The organism is Achromobacter sp. 1012554356, assembly GCF_059760815.1.
In genome coordinates this window covers 1-21,492 of record NZ_JCBANC010000009.1, presented here as the reverse complement: position 1 = coordinate 21,492, position 21,492 = coordinate 1, and the positions used below count along the sequence as shown (strand labels likewise).

Here is a 21,492-nt window from a genome sequence, read left to right as displayed (position 1 = left end):
GGCAGACGGATGGATAACGAACATGGTTTTGCCTCGCTGACGGTGCGAAGCCCCCGGCGCCATGCCCCGGGGAATGCTGCTTCGCAATAATTCCGTCAACTGTAACCGCTCTGGCGTATCCGCCGGAAGTCCTCCGACACGGCGTTGGGGTTATGCCGCGGCCGATACCGAGACGGAGACCGAGACCAACCCCGGCTCCGCCTCATACCCTTGCGGGTTGCCCTGCTGCCAGCGCCAGCCGTCCGCGCACATGGATTCCACGTCGTGCGTGCTGCGCCAGCCCAGCAGCGATGCCGCCAACGCAGGATCGGCCCACATGCGCTCGACGTCGCCCGCGCGACGCGGCAGGATGCGCAGCGGGATCGTGCAGCCGTTGACCCGTTCAAACGCGCGCACGAGTTCCATGACGCTGGTGCCCTGTCCCGTGCCCAGGTTGACCGCCACGAAGCCGGGATGGCTGTCCGCGTAGGTCAGCGCCTGCACATGGCCGCGCGCCAGATCCATGACGTGCAGATAGTCGCGCACGCCGGTGCCATCCGGCGTGTCGTAGTCGTCGCCGAAGACGCGCAGGAACGGTTGGCGTCCCACCGCCACTTGCGTGATGAACGGAAAAAGATTGTTGGGCAGGTCGCGCGGGCTTTCGCCGATCATCCCGCTGGGATGCGCGCCGATCGGGTTGAAGTAGCGCAGCGTGACGGCGCTGAACGCCGGATCCGCCACGCACACGTCCCGCAGCATGTCCTCGACCATCAGCTTCGTGCGGCCATACGGATTGGCCGGCGCCAGCGGATGTGCCTCGGTGAATGGCAGGTATTGCGGCTCGCCATAGACCGTGGCCGACGAGCTGAAGACCAGCCGCGACACGCCCGTCTCGCGCATGGCGCGCAAGAGGACCAATGAACCCTGCACGTTGTTGTCGTAGTACTTGAGCGGGTCCGCCACCGATTCGCCCACCGCCTTGCAGCCGGCCAGATGCAGCACGGACTGAACCGGCGTGCCTCGCGCGGCCGCATCCGCCAGCACGGCGGCCACCAGGCCGCGCGAGCGGATGTCGCCTTCGATCAGCGGGATGGGCGTGCCGCAAAGCTGTTCAACCCGGCGCACGGCCTCGCGGCTGCCGTTGCTGAGGTTGTCCAGCACGATCGGCCGCAGGCCGGCGGCGATCATCGCCACCAGCGTATGCGTACCGATGTAGCCGGCGCCGCCCGTCACCAACACTTGCGTGTCCGGCATGTCCACGCTCCGTCAGAGATGGGCCGTCATGCCGGGCACCCACGCATGGCGCGGACGCGGGGCTTGCGCATGGCTGCGGTAGCGGTCGATCCAGTACGACGTGGAGGCGTCATGCCCCCAATCGACCACGCCCGCCGACACCGGCACCGCCAGCTCGCGCTCGATGCCGCTGGCAAGCCGCTTGCCCAGTTCAACGCCGTACTGGTCGAAGGGATTGATGCCCCAGACCACGCTCTGCACGAACACCTTGTGCTCATACAGGGCAAGCAGCGCGCCCAGACCGCGCGGATCAAGCTGGCGCAAGACGATCAGCGTCGACGGCCGGCCGCCCGGATGCACCATGTGCTGCGCCAGCGTCAGCGCGCGCTCCTGGTTGTCGATGTGCGCCACGTCCAGCAGCGCCTGCTCCAGGCTCTTGCCGCGCAGCAGCGCCTGGCGCTGCGCCAGGCAGTTGGCCAGCAGCATGCGATGCGCATCGGGGCTGTCCGTGTGCCCTTGCAGGCTGGCGATGAAGTCCACCGGCGCGCCTTCCTCGCTCTGATGCAGCCACTGGAAGAAGGTGTGCTGGCCGTCGGTGCCCGGCATGCCCCAGATGATGGGCGCCGTCGGCACGCCGACCGCGGTGCCGTCGCCGGCGACCCGCTTGCCCAGCGATTCCATCTCAAGCTGCTGCAGATAGGTCACCAGATGCAGCAGGCGTCCGCTATAAGCCGCCACGTTCAGCGAGTTGAATCCCAGCACGCTGCAATTGACCAAGCCGGCCAGCGCCAGCTGCACCGGCGCATTGGACGCAAACGGCGTCTGCAGGAAATGCTGGTCCATGGCCTCGGCGCCCGCCCGCATGCCGATCAGCACGTCCACGCCCACCGTCAGCGCGATCGACAGGCCGGCCACCGACCAGACGGAATAGCGTCCGCCCACCCAGTCGCACATCTTGAAGACCTGGCTGGACGGCACGCCCAGTGCGCGCGCGGCCGGCGCATTGGCGGTGACGGCCGCCAGATGGTCGGACACGTCGGCCACGCCCCCCTGCTTGAGCCAGGCGATGGCGGCGCGGGCGTTGTGCAGCGTCTCTGCGGTAGTGAAGGATTTGGAGGAGATGACGACCAGCGTGCGGCGCGGGTCCAGCCCGGCCACGGCGTCATGGAACGCGTGGCCGCAAATGTTGGACACGAAACGGATCTGCCGCCGTTGCAACGGTCCGCCGAAGGCCTGCACCGCCAGGCGCGGGCCCCAGTCGCTGCCGCCGATACCGATGTGCAGAACGGTGGAGAAGTCTGCCGTCTGGTCCACGCGCCGCACGAAGTCGGTCATGCGCGAATACTCGCAAACGGAATCCGCGTCCTGCCCTTCCGGCTGCTCGCGGGTACGCCCCGCGCGCAGCGCGGTATGCCATGCCGCCCTGTTTTCAGTCCAGTTGACCGGTTCCCCGGCAAACAGCGCACGGCGCGCCTCGTCCAGTCCGCGCGCCTGCAAGAGCGCCTGTCCCGCGCCGTCCAGCGACGCCGACTGGCGTTGCATGGTCAAGTCCACGCACAATCCGGCCGCTTCGATCACTTTGAGCGCACTGGCGTCCAGTTCAGCGTTTTGCGCAGCCTGCGCGAAAGCCACCCACTCGGGGCTGTTTGCCAGTCCGGAGTCTGCCCTTAACGCCTCAATCGACTGTTGAGCCTTTCCCATCGCGTGATGCTCCTTAGAACGGTAAACGAATGTGAGGTGCAATGCGCCTGAACGCGTTGCGGAAGTCCTCCTCGATACGAGCCAGCGCGGCCACGTTGTCTCCTTCGAACCGGAGTACCACCGTTGGTGTGGTGTTGGACGGCCGCGCGAGGCCAAAGCCATCTGCGTAGTCCACACGGATCCCGTCGAGCTCGTTGATCGACACTGCGCCCGGGAACTCCCCTTGATCGCGCAACGCCTGAACCAGCTCAACGCCTTCCGTGGTCTCCAGTTTCAATTCGGGGGTGGCGCAGGACTGCGGCAAGCTTTCCAGCAAAGCCGAGGGGTCCGGCGCCGACGAGAGGATTTCCAGCAGGCGGGCGGCGGCGTAGATGCCGTCGTCAAAGCCATACCAGCGCTCCTTGAAAAAAATGTGGCCGCTCATCTCTCCAGCAAGTAGCGCTCCCGACTCGCGCATCTTGGCTTTGATTAGGGAATGCCCGGTCTTCCACATGGTCGCCTTGCCGCCCGCCTCGGTGATGGCGCGCGCCACGTGGCGGCTGCATTTGACGTCGTAGATGATCTCGGCGCCCGGGTTGCGCGCCAGCACATCGCGGGCGAAGAGAATCAGCTGGCGGTCCGGCCAGATGATCTGTCCCGATTTTGTGACGACGCCCAGCCGGTCGCCGTCGCCGTCGAACGCCAGTCCGACCTCGCAGTCCGAATAGCGCAGGCAATAGATCAGGTCCTGCAGGTTGTGCGGATCGGCCGGATCGGGGTGATGCCCCGGAAATGACCCGTCCACCTCGCAAAACAGCTCCGTCACCTCGCAGCCGAGCGCCCGGAAAAGCGCCGGCGCCACCGCGCCCGCCACCCCGCTGCCGCAGTCGATGGCGATCTTCATGGGCCGAGCCATGCGGATGTCGCCCACCAGGCGCGCCGCGTAGCACGGCGTGATCTGCATCTGAGTGCGGCCGCCGGGCGTCGGCGCGGAGTCGATCGGCTGGCGCATCGCGTCGCGCAGCGCCGTCAGGCCGTCGCCGTACAGCGAGTTGCCTTCCATCACGATCTTGAAGCCGTTGTGCGTGGGCGGATTGTGGCTGCCCGTCACCGCGATGCCGGTCCCCGTGTCCATCAACCGGGCCGTGAAATACACCATGGGCGTAGTCGCCATGCCGATGTCGATCACGTGCATGCCGGCGGAGCGCAGCCCGGCCTGCAGCGCCGCGGACAGCTCGACGCTGCTCAGCCTGCCGTCCCGCCCCACCACGATCGACCGCACCCCCTGTGCGTGCGCCTTGGCGCCCACCGCCATCCCCAGGCTGTGGGCAAACCGTGCATCCAATTCATCCGGTACCGTTCCCCGTATGTCATAGGCCTTGAAGACCGCGTCCAGAATTTGCGGCGTGTCCCAGCCAAAAGTTCCGTGCATGCCAGTTTCTCCGTGTGGCGTTCACTTGGGACCGTTCTGTTTGAAATCACCGTAGTACGCCGCACGGGAGTAGCGATAACCACCGTACTTGGACCGGAAGCCGAAGCGTTCCGGCAGAAGCTTGAGACCGTTGAAGACCACGCCATCGACCGGCGCACCCGCCTGGATCAGGCGCTTAGCGGTTTCGCGGATCTCGCCCACCGTGTTCATGCCGGACCGCACCACCACCATGACCGCCGCCGCATGCGTGCCGACCACGGCCGCATCCGGCGACGACAGCACGGGCGCCGTGTCCAGGATCACCATGTCGTACTGCGTGGCCAGTTCGCGCAGCGTCTCGCCGAACACAGGCGACGCCAGCAGTTCCGACGGGTCGAAGGTGACGGCGCCCGTGGCGATGAAGTCCACGCCTTCGGACACGCTGTGCTTCCTGACGCGGCTGAGCGGGATCGTGCCGGTCAGCACTTCGAACAGGCCGTCTTCCTTCGGCACGCCGAAATAGCGGTTGAGCTGGCCCTTGCGGAAGTCGGCATCGATCAGCAGCACGCGTTTGCCCACGCCGCCCTGGATGAAGGCGAAGTTTGCCGACAGGAAGGACTTGCCCACGCCCGCCACCGGACCGGTGAACATGACCATGTTGTTGGCGGACTGGCGCAGCGACGCCTGCAGCACGTTGCGGAAGGACCGCAGGCTTTCGATGGGTGGCGAGTTGCCCTGGCTCTGGGCCAGCAGCGCCGGCACGGTGGCGTTCTTGCGCCGGCTGCGGCGCCACAGCTTGTCCTGCACGTCGCTGTACGGAATGGCGGCCAACACCGGCAGGCCGGTATGGCGCTCGACATCTTCCGGCTCGGACAGGCCGCCAAACAGGGCGTTGCGCACGAACGCGCACAGCATGGCGAAGATCAGGCCGATCGCAGTGGCCACGCCGATGATGATCGCGCCCTTCGGACGCACGGGCTTGTCGGGCTGCACGGCCGCATCCAGGATGCGCACGTTGCCCACCTTGCCGGCGCGGATCAGCTTGAGCTGCTGCGTGTTGTTCAAGAGCGCCGTGTAGAGCTCGGTGTTGACGCGCACGTCGCGCACCAGGCGCACCACGTCCTGCTCCAGATCCGGAAGCTGCCTGATGTTGTTGCCCAGGCGGTTGACGTCGCCCGTCAGCGATGCGATCTGGCGGTCGATGCCAACGATGCTCGGGTGCGTCGGCGCAAAGCGCGTGATCAGCTCCTGGCGCTTCTGGCGCAGTTCCATCACGCGGGTCTGCGCATCGACCGACTGCGCGAGGATCAGCTTGGCTTCTTCGCTCAGGTCGATTGTGCCGCGCTTGTTGCGCAACTGGTTGTACTTGGTTTCAGCGGCGTCCAGCTCGGACTTCAGCTGCGGCAGCTGCTGCTCCAGGAACACCAGCGACTTCTCGGCCTGCGCAGATTTGCGGTTCACGTTCTGCTGCACGTACTCCTGGCCGATCTGGTTCAGCACCGCGGTGGTCAGCGCCGGATCGTTGCCTTCCAGCGTGACGCCGATCACGCCCGAGGCGCGGCCGCGTTCAAAGATGCCCATGCGCGACTGCACGTTTTCAATGGCCGCCAGACGCGAGCTGCGCGACACCGTGAACTCGGTGCCGGGACGGCCCGACAGCGCGTCGACGTGCACATCCATGGCGCCGCCGCCCGGCAACAGGAAGCGTTCGGGCTTGCCCACCGTGCCCGTGAAGGTTGCCCCCGTCAGCTTGTCGCTGAGCGTGTAGCGCCCCTCGCCCAGCGTGGTCAGCCGGAACGGCTTGCCCAGCCACTCGTTGGGCACGTCCAGTTGCGAGATCGCAATGGTCTCGCCGCCCCACGCATAGCCCCCGCGCGGCAAGCTGGTCGGATACGGCAGGCTTTCGTAGCGCTGCGCCAGCCATTCGCCCACGACGGGGAAATAGCGCGGCTTGGCGTGGATGTACAGCAGGAACTTGTCGACGGCCGGGCCGACGACCATGCGCGAGCGCAGCACTTCCATTTCGCCCGACGCTTCCGCCTTGGTGTCGAACATCGATGAGACATCGCCCAGCAGGCTGCGGGCCTGGCCGTTCGGAAGCTCCTCCTCGACCTGGACGATGATGTCAGCCGAATAGACCGACGGCGTCACCATCACATAGGCCAGCGCGCCGAGAAACGCGAACATGGTGATCGCAATGATCATCCAGCGGTTGGAAAAAATGGCGTCCACGTGAGACGACAACGGTGTTTCCTGCTGACGGGCCGGGACTGACGGCTCGAACGATTCGATGGGCAACGACATGCAGCTCTCCAGGAGAGGGCGCCGCTGCGGATGCGGCGCCCCCAAAGGCGGGGTTTTGAGGCGGACTAATCGATGGACCTGACGGTCTGTACGGTTTGCGCGCTCGGGAAGAGGTTGCTGATGAAGCGGTTCCACCGCACCAGACCGGCCGAATCCACGAACACGACATCCTTGGGTTGCAATTCAAACTTGGCGCCTACCGCCAGCGCCTGCGGCGATGCGGCGTTCAGGTGATACACCAAGGGCTTTGCCTCCTCCGTGGCGCGCACGACGAAAATCTGCGAGGTATCGGCGGTGGTCTGGTTGGGCCCGCCTGCGAGGCCCAATGCCTCGGTCAGCGACAAGCGTCCATCACGCATGACGGAAGCGCCGGGGATGAACACTTCACCCATCACGAACACCTTGCTATCGTCGCGCGGCGTGACTCTCACGATGTCCCCTGCCTTGAGCATGACTTGATTCAGGTCCTGGCCGCGCTCGATCAGCGCGGGAAGGTTCACGCGAGTACGTTTTCCATCGCGGATCACATAGACCGAGCTGCGGTCTCCGGTCGGTAAGATGCCTCCGGCCCTGTTGAGCGCTTCCAACAGGGTCATGGGCACATCGTTGATCGCAACCGTGCCCGGCGTCGTCACCTCGCCATCGACGAAGATGCGCTTGCTGCGGAATCCCAGAACGCGTACGGTGATCTGCGGGTCCTGTATGTACTTGCCCGAACTATTGACTATGAGATTGCGCGCCTGCAGTTCAGTCAACCCCGCCACTTTCAGCAGTCCCGTATACGGAAACTGGATATATCCAGTGGATGAGACCGTATAGCCCGGAATGCCCGAGGCGGTATCCCCAATAGCTAATTCCGTTGCCCCAGATCCGATGGCGTAGGTTTGCGTCGGAAGGACGAGCTCGGGGTGATCCCACACGACGATGGAGAGGATGTCTCCCGGCCCGATGAGGTAGGGGCCCGGCTTGCCGACGAGGTGGCCAATGCCTTCGTTGTCGAGCAGCGCTTCACGCGCGCGCTGTTCTTCAAGAACGAGGGACGGCGTGATCTGTTTGATGACGGCCTTCGAGTTCGGGTCCAGCGGATCCGCGAGTTGGTTGGCGCTGAACGTCATACCGGGAGATAAGGCGCAAGCGCCCAGCGAGGACACGAGCGCGATAGCGGCTATGGCTCGGCTCAACGTTCCGAAAAATGTAGTCATGGCGAATCCACTGTGAATGACTTCGTTGCCTGGAAAGGAGCCCGATGCGTAACGGGTTGCGACATTCCACACTCTTTTCCTAGGCCCGCACATTCGACGGATGCCCTAAGCCTTCTCCTACATCGTTTGGAGGTTTCGGGTGAGTTGCGCACTCAATAAGATTTTGTCGGTAGCCACATGCTTTGCGGCACTGCACAGTTTTTGCTTGCCGCAAGGCGCTCCCACCCGAACAGGAGTGCGCGATGGACCCGTCCCAAACGGACACGTCGGCAAGGTTCAGCGGGGCAAGTTATCTGTATCGCTTGCTCGACGCCGCGATCGTCATCACCTGCGGCCTGACTGCCACCGGCTTGAAATTCTCGGAAGATGCTTTCACGGATCCTCCGCAGATTCATTTGTTCCTGATCTATCTGTGCGGCCTGGGCGTGATCGCCGTCTTCCCGGCCTTCCGCCTGTATGTGTCGTGGCGGGGACGCCTGCTCACCGATCTGGTGGTGCGCAGCCTGGCTGCGTGGGCCACCGTGTTCGCGTTGGGCATCTTCGTCAGTTTTCTCATGCACCAGACCGGCGCGATATCCCGCTTATGGGCTGCAACCTGGTTCGGCATGGCGGCGCTGGCGCTGGCCGGCGTGCGCATCGCGGTCTATGCGGTGCTGGGCGCGGCGCGCGATCGCGGCATGGACAAGAAGCGGGTGCTGCTCGTGGGCTTTGGCGCACTGGGTCACGACATGTGGCGCCGCGTGGAAAAGTACCGTGAGGCCGGCTATCAGATATTGGGGATCTACGCCGAACCGCATGAGATCCTGCCGCCGCAGGTCCGCCGTCTGCACGATCTGGACAACCTGACCGACTTCGTGCGCGAAAACAAGGTCCGGGAGATCTGGATCGTGCTGCCGATGGAAGCCGGCCAGGAGCTGCGCGAGGTGCTCTATCACCTGCGCAACGACCTGGTGGACATCCGCTGGATTCCCGATGTGATGTCGATCCAGCTTCTGGGCCATCGCATCGGCGAATTTCTGGGACTGCCCGCAATCCAGTTGAACAGCCTGCCCGCGGCCGGCGTGCGCGGCTGGGCAAAGGAAGCCTTCGACCGCAGCTTCGCGTTGTGCGCGCTGATCGGATTGGCGCCCGTGATGCTGACCGTCGCCGCGCTGATCAAGCTGACGTCGCGCGGCCCCGTGTTCTTCACGCAGCCCCGGCTGGGCGTGGACGGCAAGGTGTTCCATGTCTACAAGTTCCGCACCATGACCGTGCACCAGGAACAGGGCGTGGTCACGCAGGCCACACGCAACGACAACCGTGTCACGCGCATTGGGGGTTTCTTGCGGCGCACCAGCCTGGACGAGCTGCCGCAATTCCTGAACGTGCTGATGGGCGACATGTCGGTGGTGGGCCCGCGCCCGCACGCGCTGGAGCACAACGAGATGTACAAGGACCTGGTGCAGCGCTACATGATGCGCCACCGCGTCAAGCCCGGCATCACCGGCTGGGCGCAGGTCAATGGTTTTCGCGGCCAGACCGACACGCTGCGCAAGATGAGCGACCGCGTCGAACACGACATCTACTACATCCAGCATTGGACGTTCAGGATGGACCTGCTGATCATTGCGCGCACCGCGGTATCGGGTTGGACGGGCCGCAATGTCTACTGAACCGTTGGGATGGCCCGTGCGCGAAGCGCCGGCACCGCGTCGCGGCATGCTCGCCCGATCGGACTTCCGCCAGGCGGTGGAGATGCTGCCCCTGGTGTCGATCGACCTCTTGCTGCGCGACGGCGCCGGCAACTACCTGACCGGCCTGCGCGCCAATCCCCCCGCCCAGGGCGCTTGGTTCGTGCCCGGCGGCCGGATCCGCAAGAACGAGTCCCTGCGCCACGCGCTGCACCGCATCGTCCACGACGAGCTGGGCCTGTCGCTGCCCGATCTGGAGTGGACGCCGCGCGGCGTGTACGAGCACTTCTATGGCACCAATTTCGCGGGTGAGGCGGGACGCTCCACCCACTACGTCGTCCTCGCGTATGAGGCCGAGCTTTCTCTGGATACCGCAAGCCTTCCCCTGGCCCAGCACAGCGGCTACCGCTGGCTGCCGCGGGAAGTGATCGCCGCCGATCCCGGCGTGCATCCGTACACCCAGGCCTACTTCAAGGAGTGAGAGCCATGACCACCCCCCGTCCCCCGTACCGGGCAGTGATTCTTTGCGGCGGTTCAGGCTCGCGCCTGTGGCCGCTGTCGCGCGAACTGCTGCCGAAGCAGTTCATCCGTTTGACCGATGACCGCAGCCTCCTGCAGAACACCCTGCGCCGGCTGAACTCGGCGGGCGCCCAGGAGCGGCCCATCCTCGTCTGCAACGAGGCGCATCGCTACATCGCGGCGGAACAGGCCGAGGAGCTGGGCATCAAGGACGTCGAGGTCATCCTGGAACCGTTTGCGCGCAACACGGCGCCGGCCATCGCCGCCGCCACGCTGCGGGCAATGCAGGATGGCGAAGATCCCATCATGCTCATCATGCCGTCAGACCACGTGCTGGAGGACGGCGAACTGCTCAGCACCGCATTCGCCCAGGCGTACGACGCGGCCCGCCAGGGCGCGCTGGTGACGTTCGGCATCAAGCCGACCGCGCCGCTCAGCGGCTACGGCTACATCCAGGCGGATGAGCCGGGCGCCATGGCGCCCGCGCGCCGCGTGCGCCGGTTCGTGGAAAAGCCTTCGCCCGAGGTCGCCCAACGCTTCATCGACGACGGCGGCTACTACTGGAACAGTGGCATGTTCGCCTTCCAGGCGTCGGTCTTCCTGGCCGAACTGGGTCGGCTGGCGCCCAAGATCCTCGCGCAGGCGCAGTCGGCCGTGGCGACGGGGCACGGCGACAACGGGCTCTTCCATCTGGACGGCCCGGCGTTCGAGGCATGCCCCAGCGATTCGATGGACTACGCCATCATGGAGCGCACCGACAGCGCGGTGGTCATCCCGCTGGCCGCCTCATGGAGCGACGTCGGCGCGTGGGACGCCGTCTGGGGCATCGCCCAGAAGTCCGTGGAAGGCAACTCCACGACGGGCGACGTCATGGTGGAGGACTCGCGCAACTGCCTCATCCATTCGACCAGCCGGCTGGTCGCCTCGGTGGGCCTGGACGACATCGTCGTCATCGAGACGGCCGACGCCGTCCTGGTGGCGCACAAATCGCGCTCGCAGGACGTCAAGCGCCTGGTCGAGGTCTTCAAGTCGCAGCACCGCAGCGAACTGAACCACCACCGCGAGGTCCAGCGGCCGTGGGGGTCGTACGACTCCGTCGGCCAGGGGCCGCGTTACCAGGTCAAGCGCATTACCGTGAAACCGGGCGCGCGGTTGTCCTCACAGATGCACCACCACCGCGCCGAGCACTGGATCGTGGTGTCGGGCACGGCGCGGATCTACAACGGGGACAAGCAGTACCTGTTGACCGAGAACCAGTCGACCTACATCCCGCTGGGCGAGATCCACAGCCTGGAAAACCCCGGGAAGATTCCGCTGGAGATCATCGAGGTGCAATCCGGCGCCTATCTCGGCGAAGACGACATCGTCCGTTTCCAGGACATCTACGGCCGTGTTTAGGGAGCCCCCACGCCGCACACGCTCCGCGTGCTTGCTGCCCCCCAAGGGGGCCGTCTTCGCCTTGGGGCGGCCCGGCGGCGAAGACAAGCCCCCACGCCGCACACGCTCCGCGCGCTTGCTGCCCCCCAAGGGGGCCGTCTTCGCCTTGGGGCGGCCCGGCGGCGAAGATCCCTCTCCGGATCGGGTTCCTTTCTGGCGCCCGGGCATGGCAAGAATCTGCCTGCCCGCGGCGGCGCTCTTTTTTGCCGTGCTGGTCACGGTGGGCAACATGCCAGGGCTGGCGGCGGACATGTCCGATGCCTTTGGCGACAAGCGGCTGCACCTGGCCGCCTACGCCCTCCTGACCGCGCTGATCTACCTGTCGGTGAACCGGCGCCCCGCGCTGGTTGCCATGCTGGCGGCTACCGCCCTCGGTGCGGTGGATGAATCAATCCAGTCCTTTTTCCCCTACCGACAGGCGGATCTCTTAGACCTTTTGGCCGATATCTCAGCGGCTGGTGCAACAGTAATCTCTTTGCACATTGGTAACGCAGCCATCGGCTCCTTTCGTGCAGTCACTAAGTCTTAAGGACACAACCATGCCAAAACGGGCACTGATTACCGGCGTAACTGGCCAAGACGGGGCCTATCTGGCGGAGCTTCTGCTGGCCAAGGGCTATGAGGTCCACGGCATCAAGCGGCGCGCTTCGCTGTTCAATACCGCGCGGATCGACCATCTGTACCAGGATCCGCACGACCAGCCCCGCAATTTCGTGCTGCACCACGGCGACATGACGGACTCGTGCAGCCTCATCCGCATCGTCCAGTCGGTGCAGCCCGACGAGATCTACAACCTGGCCGCGCAAAGCCACGTGGGCGTCTCGTTCGAGGAGCCGGAATACACCGCCAATGCCGACGGCCTGGGCACGCTGCGCCTCTTGGAAGCCATCCGCATCTTGAAGCTGGAAAACAAGACGCGCTTCTATCAGGCGTCGACGTCCGAGCTGTACGGCCTGGTGCAGGAAACGCCGCAGAAGGAAACGACCCCCTTCTACCCGCGCAGCCCCTACGCCGCCGCCAAGCTCTACGCCTACTGGATCAGCGTGAACTACCGCGAAGCCTACGGCATGTACGCCTGCAATGGCATCCTGTTCAACCACGAATCGCCCAAGCGCGGCGAAACGTTCGTGACGCGCAAGATCACCCGCGGCCTGGCGCGCATCGTGCTGGGTCTGCAGGAATGCCTGTACCTGGGCAACCTGTCCGCCCTGCGCGACTGGGGACACGCCCGCGACTACGTCGAAATGCAGTGGCTGATGCTGCAGCAGGACACGCCCGAGGACTACGTCATCGCGACCGGCATGCAATACAGCGTGCGCGAGTTCATCAACACGGCGGCGCGCGAGCTGGGCATCCTGCTGGCATGGGAAGGCGAAGGCCTTGAAGAGACGGCCACCGTGCTGTTCTCGCCGGTGCACGACGTCAAGGCCGGCCAGGTCATCGTCCGCGTCGATCCGCGCTACTTCCGTCCGACCGAAGTGGAAACCCTGCTGGGCGACCCCACCAAGGCCCGCGAGAAGCTCGGCTGGTCGCCCCGCACCACGTTCGCGCAGCTCGTCAAGGAAATGGTCGAAAGCGACCTGAAGGACGCGCGGCGCGATGCGCTGGTCGAACAGAACGGCTACGAAATCTACGCCTACAAGGAGTAGCCGACATGACGAACCTGGACCAACGCGTGTTCGTCGCCGGCCACCGCGGGATGGTGGGCGCGGCGATCACCCGCGAACTGCACAGGCGCGGCTACGAGCACGTGCTGACCCGCAGCCGCGCGGAACTGGACCTGGAAAACCAGAACCAGGTGCACCGCTTCTTTTCGACCACGCCGGTCGATGTGGTGTACCTGGCCGCCGCCAAGGTGGGCGGCATCCTGGCCAACCAGACGCATCCGGTGGACTTTCTGTACAAGAACCTGATGATCCAGTGCAACGTGATCCGCGCGGCGTATGCGGCGGGGGTGCGCAAGCTGCTGTTCCTGGGTTCGTCATGCATCTACCCCCGCGAGGCCCCGCAGCCCATCCGCGAGGACGCGCTGCTGACCGGTCCGCTGGAAGCCACCAACGAACCCTACGCCATCGCCAAGATCGCCGGCCTGAAGCTGTGCGAAGCCTATCAGCGGGAGCACGGCGCGCGCTTCATCTGCGCCATGCCCACCAACCTGTACGGCCCGCACGACAACTACGACCTGCACAGCAGCCACGTGCTGCCGGCCCTGATCCGCAAGTTCCACGAAGGCCGCGAGGCCAACGCTGAAAGCGTGACGATCTGGGGCACCGGGTCGCCGCTGCGCGAATTCCTGTACGTGGACGACCTGGCGCAGGCCAGCGTCATGCTGATGGAGCATCCGGACGCCGAAGGCATCTACAACATCGGCGCCGGCCAGGACATCTCGATTGCGGACCTGGCGCGGCTGGTGGCGCGCGTGATCGGCTACGAGGGCAAGATCGTCTACGACACGTCCAAGCCCGACGGCACGCCGCGCAAGCTGATGGACTCGTCGCGCGTGCAGGCGCTGGGGTGGCGGCCGGAGATCTCTCTGACGCACGGCATCACGCTGGCCTATGGCCATTTCCTGCGCGAGCGCACGCAACAGGCGCTGCCGGTGGCCTGACGGCCGCGCCAGCATGACAGACAGGGTTACCGATGCTTGGATTCGTGAAGAAACACATCGCCGGCAATGCCTCCTTCTGGGGGCTGGTGGAGTACGGCATCGGTCCCGTCGCGGCGCTGGTGGCGCTGCCGATCCTCTTTCGCCAGCTCGGCACGGTCGGCTTCGGCCAGTATTCGATGATCATCGCGCTGGCCGGATTCGGCAACGCGGCCAACCTGGGCGCGGCCGTGACCGCGACCAAGCTGGTCTCCGAGAGCGCGCACGCACCGGGCGGCGCTTACCGCGCGGCGGGCGTCAGCATGTCGCTGATCGGCTGTGCGCTGGCCGTCGTGACCCTGGCGGCGGTGCTGTTGTGGGGCGTGGTGGGGTTGGGCTGGCCAGAAGCCACGTTTGGCGGCGTGGCGGTGACGATGCTGGCCATGCCGGCGCTCGCCATCTACCTCACGCAGCAGTATGACCAGCTCTTTTCCGGCTGCCTGAAAGGCCGGGAGGACTTTCGCGCCACCGCGCTGTGCGAGGTCTTCAGCCGCACCGGCACGATGGCGCTGGCCTGCGCGGCCGCCTGGTACACCGCTTCGCCCACGTGGACGGGGCTGGCGCAGGCGCTGGGCCTCTTGATCGCGGGCAGCGTGAAGATGCGCGTTTTCTCGCGCGCCTATGACCGTTACATCGTGCGGCCCGTGCGCGATCGCGGCGCCATGATGGCCGCCTTCCGGTTCTCGCGCTGGTCGTGGCTGAACAGCCTGAGCGCGCTGGCCTTCGGCTCGGTCGACCGGGTGCTGGTCGGCAGCCTCATGGGGCCGGCGGCGCTGGCGATCTACACCGTGGGCGTGCAAGTGGGCCAGATCATCCACACGGCGTCCGTCGCCATCTTCCAGAAAGCGATGCCGCGCGTGACGCGCCTGTCGGTGTCGCCGCCCTACCCGGGGGCCGCCGAACGCGAGATCCGCCGCATGATGCTGTGGAACCTGGCGCTGTCGGCCGGCGCCACCCTGGCGGTTCTGGCGGTCAGCCGCCCGCTGCTGAACGTCCTGCTGGGCGACAACGTCGCCAGCGGCCATCTGGGCACATTCCAGTTGCTGATCGTCGCGTCGGGTCTGCTGTCCCTGAACGCCGCGGCGCACTTCTCCCTCCTGGGGCTCGGCAATTCCCGGGCCGTCGCGATCCTGAACGGACTGGGCGGACTGGCAATGCTGGGCGTCATGGCGGGACTGGTTCACGTGGCGGGGGAACACGCCGCAGCCTGGGGCCGCATGGCCTACGCGGCGATCACGCTGGCCGGCGTGGCCCTCGCCATCCGTCAATCCCGCCCCGAGTTTCCGGGCGCCATGCCTGCGGCCACCCGATAACCAACATGCTGAGGTCCTACATGCGCAAGCGCCATAACGAGTATTCACGCCAGCTCATCGACTTCGTCCGCGAGCTCCGTCCGCCGGCGCCCATCGCCAGCGGCCTGCTGCCCAAGGTGACGATCGTGACTCCCTCGTTCAACCAGGCCAAGTTCCTGGAGCGCACCATCCTGTCCGTGCTGAACCAGGGGTATCCGCGGCTGGAGTACATCATCATCGACGGCGGCTCCACCGATGGCAGCGTGGACATCATCAAAAAGTACGAGCGCTATCTGTCGTACTGGGAAAGCACGCCGGACCGGGGCCAGTCGCACGCGATCAACAAGGGCTTCGAACGCGCCACGGGCGACTACGTCGGCTGGCAGAACTCGGACGACCTGTATTTCCCGGGCGCGCTGCGCAAGCTGGGCACGGCGGCGGCACGCGGACGCGCGCCGATCGTCAGCGGCAACCTGTTCGTGGCCGATGCCGACAACCGCATCTTCCGCAAGATCCACTACACGCCCGTCAACCGCGGCACGCTGACGGTGGTGAAGGCCTCGATCCCGAACCAATCCGCGATCTTCCGCCGCGACCTGCTGCGCAAGTACGGCCTGCTGCAGGAAAGCATGCGCTATTGCATGGATCTGGAGCTGTGGAGCCGGCTGCTGCGCGAGGGCAAGAACCTGATCGTGCCCGATGCGCTGGGCGTGTACACCGCCCACGACGAGACCAAGACGGCGCTGATGCAGGACGTGCTGCTGGAAGAGCGCGAACAGATCGTCAGCCGCATCCGGCGCACCGAGCCGGGACTCGGAAAGCTGTTCGAACTGTCCTGCCGCGCCTCGAAGGTGGCCGCGCACGCCCGGCAAGGCGATCTGACCTATCTGTTGGAAAAGCTGACCACCAAGATCTTCGGACGCGACGACTGGGCCGCGCACTAGGCCGGCCCTCACTGATACGGAACTGCAATGACCACGCGCCGCCGACTTTCCACCCTGCACCTCCTGGGCCTGTTCGTCTTCACCGCGCTGGCGCTGAACGACGACAGGTTCGTCGTGGGCGTGGGCAGCTTCAAACTGTCGCCCTTCGATCTGCTGTTCGTGGCCATGCTGGGGGTCAAGGCGCTCAGGCTGGCCGACCCGCGCGCGTACGCGTTGCCGCGCGGCGCGCTGGGCATGCTGCTCGGCATCCAGGCGATCTCGGTGATCTACCTGCTGCTGGTGTCCGTTCACCACCCGGGCATCGAGACCGGCGACGTCGCGCGCGACTTGCGCATCGTCTTCTACTTTTTGTGCACGCCCTTCCTTTGCTACAAGGACATCGACAGTCCGCACGCCTACGCGATCCTGCAAAAGTACATCGTGGCGGCGAGCCTGGCGGTCGCCGCGCTGATGCTGGTGGAACAGGCAGCCGGCTTCAGCGTGGCCAACCCCCTGCGCAACGTGCGCCTGGGCGTGTGGGCGATCCCGATGGGCGTGGTGTCGCTGCTGTACTTCCGCCGCACGCTGAACGTATCGGGTCCCAAGGCCTACGCGCTGATCCTGTTCATGGTGATGGCGCTGGTGTTCTCGCTGAACCGCAGCCAGTACCTGCAGTTGGCGATCTCCGTCATCATCGCCGTGCTGCTGGCCGGCAGCGCCGACATCCGCCGCCGCGCCGTGATGATCTTCGCGCCGGCGGCCGTGGCCGGCGTGCTGATCTTCGCCAGCATTGGCTATCTGGACGTGCTTACCGATCGCATCTTCAGCGTCGAGCGCCTGGACGAAGACTCCAGCTACGGCGCGCGGGTGCAGGAAATGGAAGGCCAGATGCAGTTCTTTGCCGAAAGCCCCGTCTTTGGCAAGGGTGCGGGCTTTCGCAGCTGGGTGATGGGCGAGAACGGCTTTGAACTGAGCACGTTCGCGCACAACTCCTGGGCCTTCTACTTGATGAAGTTCGGGGTGGTCGGCACGACCATGATCATGCTGCCGCCCTTGTTGATCCTGCTGTTCTCGCTCTTTCGGCGCTATGCCCATCCCGGGCTGGAGATGCACCGGCGATATCTGCTCGCCACCGCGCCCATCTATATCTTCATCGACTCGATGTCCGGTGGCCTGGCCTATGCGCCCAAGACCGCGTTTACCGGCTTTCTGCTGTGCTATTGCCTGTCTCTGATCCGCAATGCACAGATCATGCCCGTGCCCCGCAACGAACCGCCCGTTCACAGCCCCCGTCCGGACATCGTGCGCCGGACGCCACCCACGCGAGTAATACCCCATGCCTGATGTCTTGTTTGTCGCACCGGACTTGCATGGCGGCGTCGGAAGATGCGTCGCCTTCATTGTGGATGCGTTGCCGGAACAGGGGGTGGACTCCTCCCTGTTCCTGCTGCGCTCGCGCAATCGCGAGTACCCCATCGCCAATCCCAAGGTCACCCGCGCATTTCCCATCATCGAGTCCCCAACCAAGCTGCGGCTCGCGCTGCCCGTGGCGTTCTTCAAGCTGCTGCAGCACATCCGCCGCGAAAAGCCCGCCATCGTCTGCTCGCATGGCCTCTTGTGCAACATGCTGGTCGTGCTGGCCAGAAAGATCCTGCGCGGCAACTTCCGCACGGTGGCGTTCGAACACAGCAGCCCGGCCATCCACTACGGCGCCTCAAAAATGCGGCGTCTGAAGTGCTGGCTGGTCAGCCAGACCTACCGGCGGCACGATGCCGTGGTGGGCGTGTCGCGCGGCGTGAAGGAAGACCTGGTCAGCATGTTTCCGCCGCTGCGCGGCAAGGTCCACACCATCTACAACGGCGTGCCGCTGGACAACGTGCGCCGCCAAGGCGCGCAGCCCAAGCCGGCCGACGACGGCGAGTCGCCCTACCACGTGGTTGCCGTGGGCCGCCTGGAGGCGGTCAAGGACTACGCCACGCTGATAGATGCCGCCGCGCTGCTCGACGATCCGCGCATCGCGTTCACGATCCTGGGCGAAGGCTCCGAGCACGCCGCCCTGCAAAAGCGCATCGACGACAGGCCGTCGCGCACGCAGGTCACGCTGGCAGGTCACATCGACAATCCCTTTCCGGTTATCGCCGGCGCTGGCGCCTTCGCGCTCACGTCCGTGCGGGAGAGCTTTGGCAACGTGCTGGTCGAGGCCCTGTGCCTGGGCGTTCCCGTAATCTCCACGGACTGCCCGCACGGCCCCGCCGAGATTCTGGACGCGGGCCGCTACGGGCTGCTGGTGCCGGTGGGCGACGCGGCGGCGCTGGCCGATGCCGTGCGGCGCCTGGCCTACGACGGCGAGATGCGCGAGAAGCTGGCGGCCCAGGGCCCCGAGCGCGCGGACGCCTTTTCCCTTGAGCGGCACTGCCGCAACGTCATCGATCTCTTCCGCCCGCTCATGCAGCGCGGAACGCCCTGAACAGGACAGCATCATGCAGAAGATACCGGTATCCGTCGTGGTGATGACGAAGAACGAGGAACGCAACATCGCGAAGTGCCTGAAGGGGCTGGTGGAGTTCGACGAAGTCTTTGTCGTGGACTCCAACAGCACGGACGCCACCTGCTCGATCGCCACGGCGATGGGCGCGCGCGTCTCGAATTTCCAGTGGGACGGCAAGTATCCCAAGAAAAAGCAGTGGTGCCTGGAGCAACTGCCCTTCACCCACCCTGTCGTCCTGTACGTCGATGCCGACGAAGAGATGACGCCGGGCCTCGCGGCCGAAATCCGCGACGTGCTGCCACGCTTTGCGGCAGGCGCGGGCGGCGCGTTCGTGCCGTTCGACTACGTGTTCTGCGGCAAGAAGCTCGAGCACGGCCACCGCGTCTACAAGCTGGCGCTGCTGGCGCGCGACCGCTCCCGCTTCCTGGACTACGACGACCTGGACGTCGCCAACATGTGGGAGGTCGAAGGCCACTACCAGCCGCAGGTCGAGGGCGAGACATTCGCGCTGCGCCAGCGCATGGTGCACAACGACCACGACTCGCTCTATCACTACTTCGACAAGCACAACCGCTATTCGGACTGGGAAGCGAACCTGCGCACCAAGGGCCTGATGAACGACCCACGCGAAGCCAACGTGGGCGGCCGCGCGCTGCTCAAGCGCATTTTCCAGGCCATGCCGTTCAAGGCGCCCATCTCGTTCCTGCATTCCTACGTCTTCAAGCTGGGCTTCCTGGACGGCAAGGCGGGCTATGACTATGCCGTCGCGCGCGCCATGTACTACTGGCAGATCCGCATCAAGACCGAGGAAATCCTGAAGGCGCGCGAGGCCACCGAGGCCGCGTCCCGGCGCGATGCCGTTGCGGGAGCGGCCAAATGAGCACATTGCAACGCCTGGACCAGTTCGCGCTGGCGCCGGGTCAGCGCGGGCGTTCTGCGCTGACCGTGCAGTTGTGGTGGATGGTGCAAGGCACGCTGTTCCGCTGGTCGCCGCAGGTGGCCTACGGCTTTCGCCGCTGGCTGCTGCGCTGCTTTGGCGCGCGCGTGGGCCACAAGGTGCTGATCCGGCCCACGGCCACGGTCACCTATCCCTGGAAGGTGGAGATCGGCGATTACGCCTGGATCGGCGACGACGCGGTGATCTACAGCCTGGGACCCATCCACATCGGCGCGCACGCCGTGGTGTCCCAGCGCAGCTACCTGTGCGCGGCAGACCACGACGCCGGCCGGCCCGACTTCCCGCTACGCGAACGCGCCGTGCGCGTCGAAGACGGCGCGTGGGTGGCCACGGACGTGTTTGTCGGACCGGGCGTAACGATCGCGCGCGAGGCGGTGATCGGCGCACGCAGCTCGGTGTTCCGCAACATGCCGGCCGCGATGGTCTGCCACGGCAACCCGTGCCGCCCCATCCGGCCCCGCACCGCCACGCCAACATGAAAATACTCATCTATGGCATCAACTACGCGCCCGAACTGACCGGCACCGGCAAATACACCGCCGAACTGGCCGAATGGCTGGCCGCTCGCGGACACGAAGTCAGCGTGGTCACCGCCCCGCCCTACTACCCGCAATGGCAGGTGCACGAGGGCTACCGCGGCACACGCTACACCAAGGAAACGCGCCGCGGCGTAACGGTGCGGCGCGCGCCCTTGTGGGTGCCCGAAAGACCAGGCGGCGCCAAGCGGCTGGTGCACCTGGCCAGCTTCGCGCTGTCCAGCCTGCCGTCGCTGCTGCGCGCAGCGATGCGGCGGCCGGACATCATCCTGGTCGTCGAACCCGCCCTCTTCTGCGCGCCGGCCGCTTGGCTGACAGCGCGCCTGACCGGCGCGCGCGCCTGGCTGCACATCCAGGACTTCGAGGTCGACGCGGCGTTCGAACTGGGGCTGCTCAAGGGCGGCGCCCTGCGATCGATGGTCAAGCGCGCCGAACGCTGGCTGATGCGCAGGTTTGACCGTGTGTCCACGATTTCAAACCGCATGCTGGATCTGGCGCTTTCCAAGGGTATCGACCCGGCCCGCGCGGTGCTGCTACCCAACTGGATCGACGTCAATGCCATCACGCCGCTGGCCGAAGGCGGCGATTACCGTGCGCAGCTCGGCATCCCGGACAACGCCATCGTTGCGCTGTATTCGGGCAACATGGGCGGCAAGCAGGGCCTGCAGATCCTCGCGGACGTGGCACGCCGCCTGAACCGCGAGGACCGCCTGTGGTTTCTGTTCTGTGGCCAGGGACCCGAACGCGCGGCGCTCGAGGAAAAATGCCGTGGTTTGACGCGCGTCATCTTTCTGGATTTGCAGCCGGCGGAACGGCTGGGTGCGCTTTTGGGCACGGCAGACATCCACCTGCTGCCCCAGCGCGCAGGTGCCGCCGACCTGGTGATGCCATCCAAACTGACCGGCATGCTGGCCAGCGGCCGCCCGGTCGTCTGCGGCGCGGCGCGCGGCACGGAGCTTGCCAATGTCGTATCGCGCTGCGGGCTGCTCACACCGCCCGAGGATGCTGTGGCGATGGCCGAGGCGGTGCGCAAGCTCAGCTACAACGCACAGATCCGCGAAACCCTGGGCGCCGCCGCCCGGCAGTATGCGATGGCGCACCTGCATGTGGATGCGGTGCTGGGCGCGGCGGAGCGGGAGTTCATGGCGATTGCGAAAAACAAGGGGCGCGCGACGCCGGCGGGAACGCGGGCGAGTGAGGGGGATGTTTGAGGGGG

At 65.8% G+C, this 21,492-nt stretch carries 18 protein-coding genes; 13 read left to right on the top strand and 5 right to left on the bottom strand.

Annotated features, from left to right (window positions below):
* Window positions 1–150: 150 nt before the first annotated feature.
* From galE to AC6LJW_RS06160, 5 genes are all read right to left on the bottom strand, one after another.
* On the bottom strand, window positions 151–1,233 hold the full coding sequence (gene galE / locus AC6LJW_RS06180) for a UDP-glucose 4-epimerase GalE (protein ID WP_498086774.1): 1,083 nt from the start codon (window positions 1,231–1,233) through the stop codon (window positions 151–153).
* Window positions 1,234–1,245: 12 nt separating this feature from the next.
* A complete protein-coding gene (gene pgi, locus AC6LJW_RS06175; protein WP_056563292.1) occupies window positions 1,246–2,913 on the bottom strand; it encodes a glucose-6-phosphate isomerase in 1,668 nt (555 codons plus the stop codon).
* Window positions 2,914–2,926: 13 nt separating this feature from the next.
* Entirely contained in the window at window positions 2,927–4,324 is a 1,398-nt protein-coding gene (locus AC6LJW_RS06170) for a phosphomannomutase/phosphoglucomutase (protein WP_427986024.1), read from the bottom strand.
* Between the two features lie 21 nt (window positions 4,325–4,345).
* Window positions 4,346–6,607, bottom strand: coding sequence for a GNVR domain-containing protein (locus tag AC6LJW_RS06165; protein ID WP_056563297.1), 2,262 nt, complete (start codon window positions 6,605–6,607; stop codon window positions 4,346–4,348).
* A 65-nt stretch (window positions 6,608–6,672) separates the two neighbouring features.
* Window positions 6,673–7,809 (bottom strand): polysaccharide biosynthesis/export family protein, encoded by a 1,137-nt coding sequence (locus AC6LJW_RS06160; RefSeq protein ID WP_056563300.1) that lies wholly within the window; start codon window positions 7,807–7,809, stop codon window positions 6,673–6,675.
* Window positions 7,810–8,051: 242 nt separating this feature from the next.
* On the opposite strand from AC6LJW_RS06160, the gene AC6LJW_RS06155 reads away from it, so the two are divergent.
* From AC6LJW_RS06155 to AC6LJW_RS06095, 13 genes are all read left to right on the top strand, one after another.
* On the top strand, window positions 8,052–9,461 hold the full coding sequence (locus AC6LJW_RS06155; RefSeq protein ID WP_056563302.1) for an undecaprenyl-phosphate glucose phosphotransferase: 1,410 nt from the start codon (window positions 8,052–8,054) through the stop codon (window positions 9,459–9,461).
* 46 nt (window positions 9,462–9,507) lie between these two features.
* Window positions 9,508–9,960: a GDP-mannose mannosyl hydrolase gene (locus tag AC6LJW_RS06150; RefSeq protein ID WP_056566764.1), complete on the top strand. Its 453-nt coding sequence runs from the start codon at window positions 9,508–9,510 to the stop codon at window positions 9,958–9,960.
* Between the two features lie 5 nt (window positions 9,961–9,965).
* On the top strand, window positions 9,966–11,396 hold the full coding sequence (locus tag AC6LJW_RS06145; RefSeq protein ID WP_056563304.1) for a mannose-1-phosphate guanylyltransferase/mannose-6-phosphate isomerase: 1,431 nt from the start codon (window positions 9,966–9,968) through the stop codon (window positions 11,394–11,396).
* Between the two features lie 205 nt (window positions 11,397–11,601).
* Window positions 11,602–11,964 carry a VanZ family protein gene (locus AC6LJW_RS06140; RefSeq protein ID WP_056563307.1) on the top strand — a complete coding sequence of 121 codons (363 nt, stop codon included), beginning with the start codon at window positions 11,602–11,604 and terminating at the stop codon, window positions 11,962–11,964.
* A 10-nt stretch (window positions 11,965–11,974) separates the two neighbouring features.
* Window positions 11,975–13,084, top strand: a complete 1,110-nt coding sequence (gene gmd / locus AC6LJW_RS06135) for a GDP-mannose 4,6-dehydratase (RefSeq protein WP_056563310.1) — start codon at window positions 11,975–11,977, stop codon at window positions 13,082–13,084.
* 5 nt (window positions 13,085–13,089) lie between these two features.
* Entirely contained in the window at window positions 13,090–14,043 is a 954-nt protein-coding gene (locus AC6LJW_RS06130; RefSeq protein WP_056563313.1) for a GDP-L-fucose synthase family protein, read from the top strand.
* A gap of 44 nt (window positions 14,044–14,087) precedes the next feature.
* On the top strand, window positions 14,088–15,392 hold the full coding sequence (locus tag AC6LJW_RS06125; RefSeq protein WP_234015672.1) for a lipopolysaccharide biosynthesis protein: 1,305 nt from the start codon (window positions 14,088–14,090) through the stop codon (window positions 15,390–15,392).
* 5 nt (window positions 15,393–15,397) lie between these two features.
* Window positions 15,398–16,315 (top strand): glycosyltransferase family 2 protein, encoded by a 918-nt coding sequence (locus tag AC6LJW_RS06120; protein ID WP_235512096.1) that lies wholly within the window; start codon window positions 15,398–15,400, stop codon window positions 16,313–16,315.
* A 27-nt stretch (window positions 16,316–16,342) separates the two neighbouring features.
* Window positions 16,343–17,638 (top strand): O-antigen ligase family protein, encoded by a 1,296-nt coding sequence (locus AC6LJW_RS06115; RefSeq protein ID WP_056563321.1) that lies wholly within the window; start codon window positions 16,343–16,345, stop codon window positions 17,636–17,638.
* Window positions 17,631–18,761 (top strand): glycosyltransferase, encoded by a 1,131-nt coding sequence (locus AC6LJW_RS06110; protein WP_056563324.1) that lies wholly within the window; start codon window positions 17,631–17,633, stop codon window positions 18,759–18,761. The genes AC6LJW_RS06115 and AC6LJW_RS06110 overlap by 8 nt, the downstream gene beginning before the upstream one ends.
* A gap of 13 nt (window positions 18,762–18,774) precedes the next feature.
* Window positions 18,775–19,662: a glycosyltransferase family 2 protein gene (locus AC6LJW_RS06105; protein WP_056563327.1), complete on the top strand. Its 888-nt coding sequence runs from the start codon at window positions 18,775–18,777 to the stop codon at window positions 19,660–19,662.
* Entirely contained in the window at window positions 19,659–20,219 is a 561-nt protein-coding gene (locus AC6LJW_RS06100; RefSeq protein ID WP_056563330.1) for a putative colanic acid biosynthesis acetyltransferase, read from the top strand. The genes AC6LJW_RS06105 and AC6LJW_RS06100 overlap by 4 nt, the downstream gene beginning before the upstream one ends.
* A complete protein-coding gene (locus AC6LJW_RS06095; RefSeq protein WP_498086773.1) occupies window positions 20,216–21,487 on the top strand; it encodes a glycosyltransferase WbuB in 1,272 nt (423 codons plus the stop codon). The genes AC6LJW_RS06100 and AC6LJW_RS06095 overlap by 4 nt, the downstream gene beginning before the upstream one ends.
* Window positions 21,488–21,492: the final 5 nt, after the last annotated feature.

Excerpts from the sequence above, each read along its gene's own strand:
- galE (WP_498086774.1), bottom strand. The coding sequence starts at position 1,233 with ATGCCGGACACGCAAGTGTTGGTGACGGGCGGCGCCGGCTACATCGGT.
- pgi (WP_056563292.1), bottom strand. The coding sequence starts at position 2,913 with ATGGGAAAGGCTCAACAGTCGATTGAGGCGTTAAGGGCAGACTCCGGA.
- AC6LJW_RS06170 (WP_427986024.1), bottom strand. The coding sequence starts at position 4,324 with ATGCACGGAACTTTTGGCTGGGACACGCCGCAAATTCTGGACGCGGTC.
- AC6LJW_RS06165 (WP_056563297.1), bottom strand. The coding sequence starts at position 6,607 with ATGTCGTTGCCCATCGAATCGTTCGAGCCGTCAGTCCCGGCCCGTCAG.
- AC6LJW_RS06160 (WP_056563300.1), bottom strand. The coding sequence starts at position 7,809 with ATGACTACATTTTTCGGAACGTTGAGCCGAGCCATAGCCGCTATCGCG.
- AC6LJW_RS06155 (WP_056563302.1), top strand. The coding sequence starts at position 8,052 with ATGGACCCGTCCCAAACGGACACGTCGGCAAGGTTCAGCGGGGCAAGT.
- AC6LJW_RS06150 (WP_056566764.1), top strand. The coding sequence starts at position 9,508 with ATGCTCGCCCGATCGGACTTCCGCCAGGCGGTGGAGATGCTGCCCCTG.
- AC6LJW_RS06145 (WP_056563304.1), top strand. The coding sequence starts at position 9,966 with ATGACCACCCCCCGTCCCCCGTACCGGGCAGTGATTCTTTGCGGCGGT.
- AC6LJW_RS06140 (WP_056563307.1), top strand. The coding sequence starts at position 11,602 with ATGGCAAGAATCTGCCTGCCCGCGGCGGCGCTCTTTTTTGCCGTGCTG.
- gmd (WP_056563310.1), top strand. The coding sequence starts at position 11,975 with ATGCCAAAACGGGCACTGATTACCGGCGTAACTGGCCAAGACGGGGCC.
- AC6LJW_RS06130 (WP_056563313.1), top strand. The coding sequence starts at position 13,090 with ATGACGAACCTGGACCAACGCGTGTTCGTCGCCGGCCACCGCGGGATG.
- AC6LJW_RS06120 (WP_235512096.1), top strand. The coding sequence starts at position 15,398 with ATGCTGAGGTCCTACATGCGCAAGCGCCATAACGAGTATTCACGCCAG.
- AC6LJW_RS06115 (WP_056563321.1), top strand. The coding sequence starts at position 16,343 with ATGACCACGCGCCGCCGACTTTCCACCCTGCACCTCCTGGGCCTGTTC.
- AC6LJW_RS06110 (WP_056563324.1), top strand. The coding sequence starts at position 17,631 with ATGCCTGATGTCTTGTTTGTCGCACCGGACTTGCATGGCGGCGTCGGA.
- AC6LJW_RS06105 (WP_056563327.1), top strand. The coding sequence starts at position 18,775 with ATGCAGAAGATACCGGTATCCGTCGTGGTGATGACGAAGAACGAGGAA.
- AC6LJW_RS06100 (WP_056563330.1), top strand. The coding sequence starts at position 19,659 with ATGAGCACATTGCAACGCCTGGACCAGTTCGCGCTGGCGCCGGGTCAG.
- AC6LJW_RS06095 (WP_498086773.1), top strand. The coding sequence starts at position 20,216 with ATGAAAATACTCATCTATGGCATCAACTACGCGCCCGAACTGACCGGC.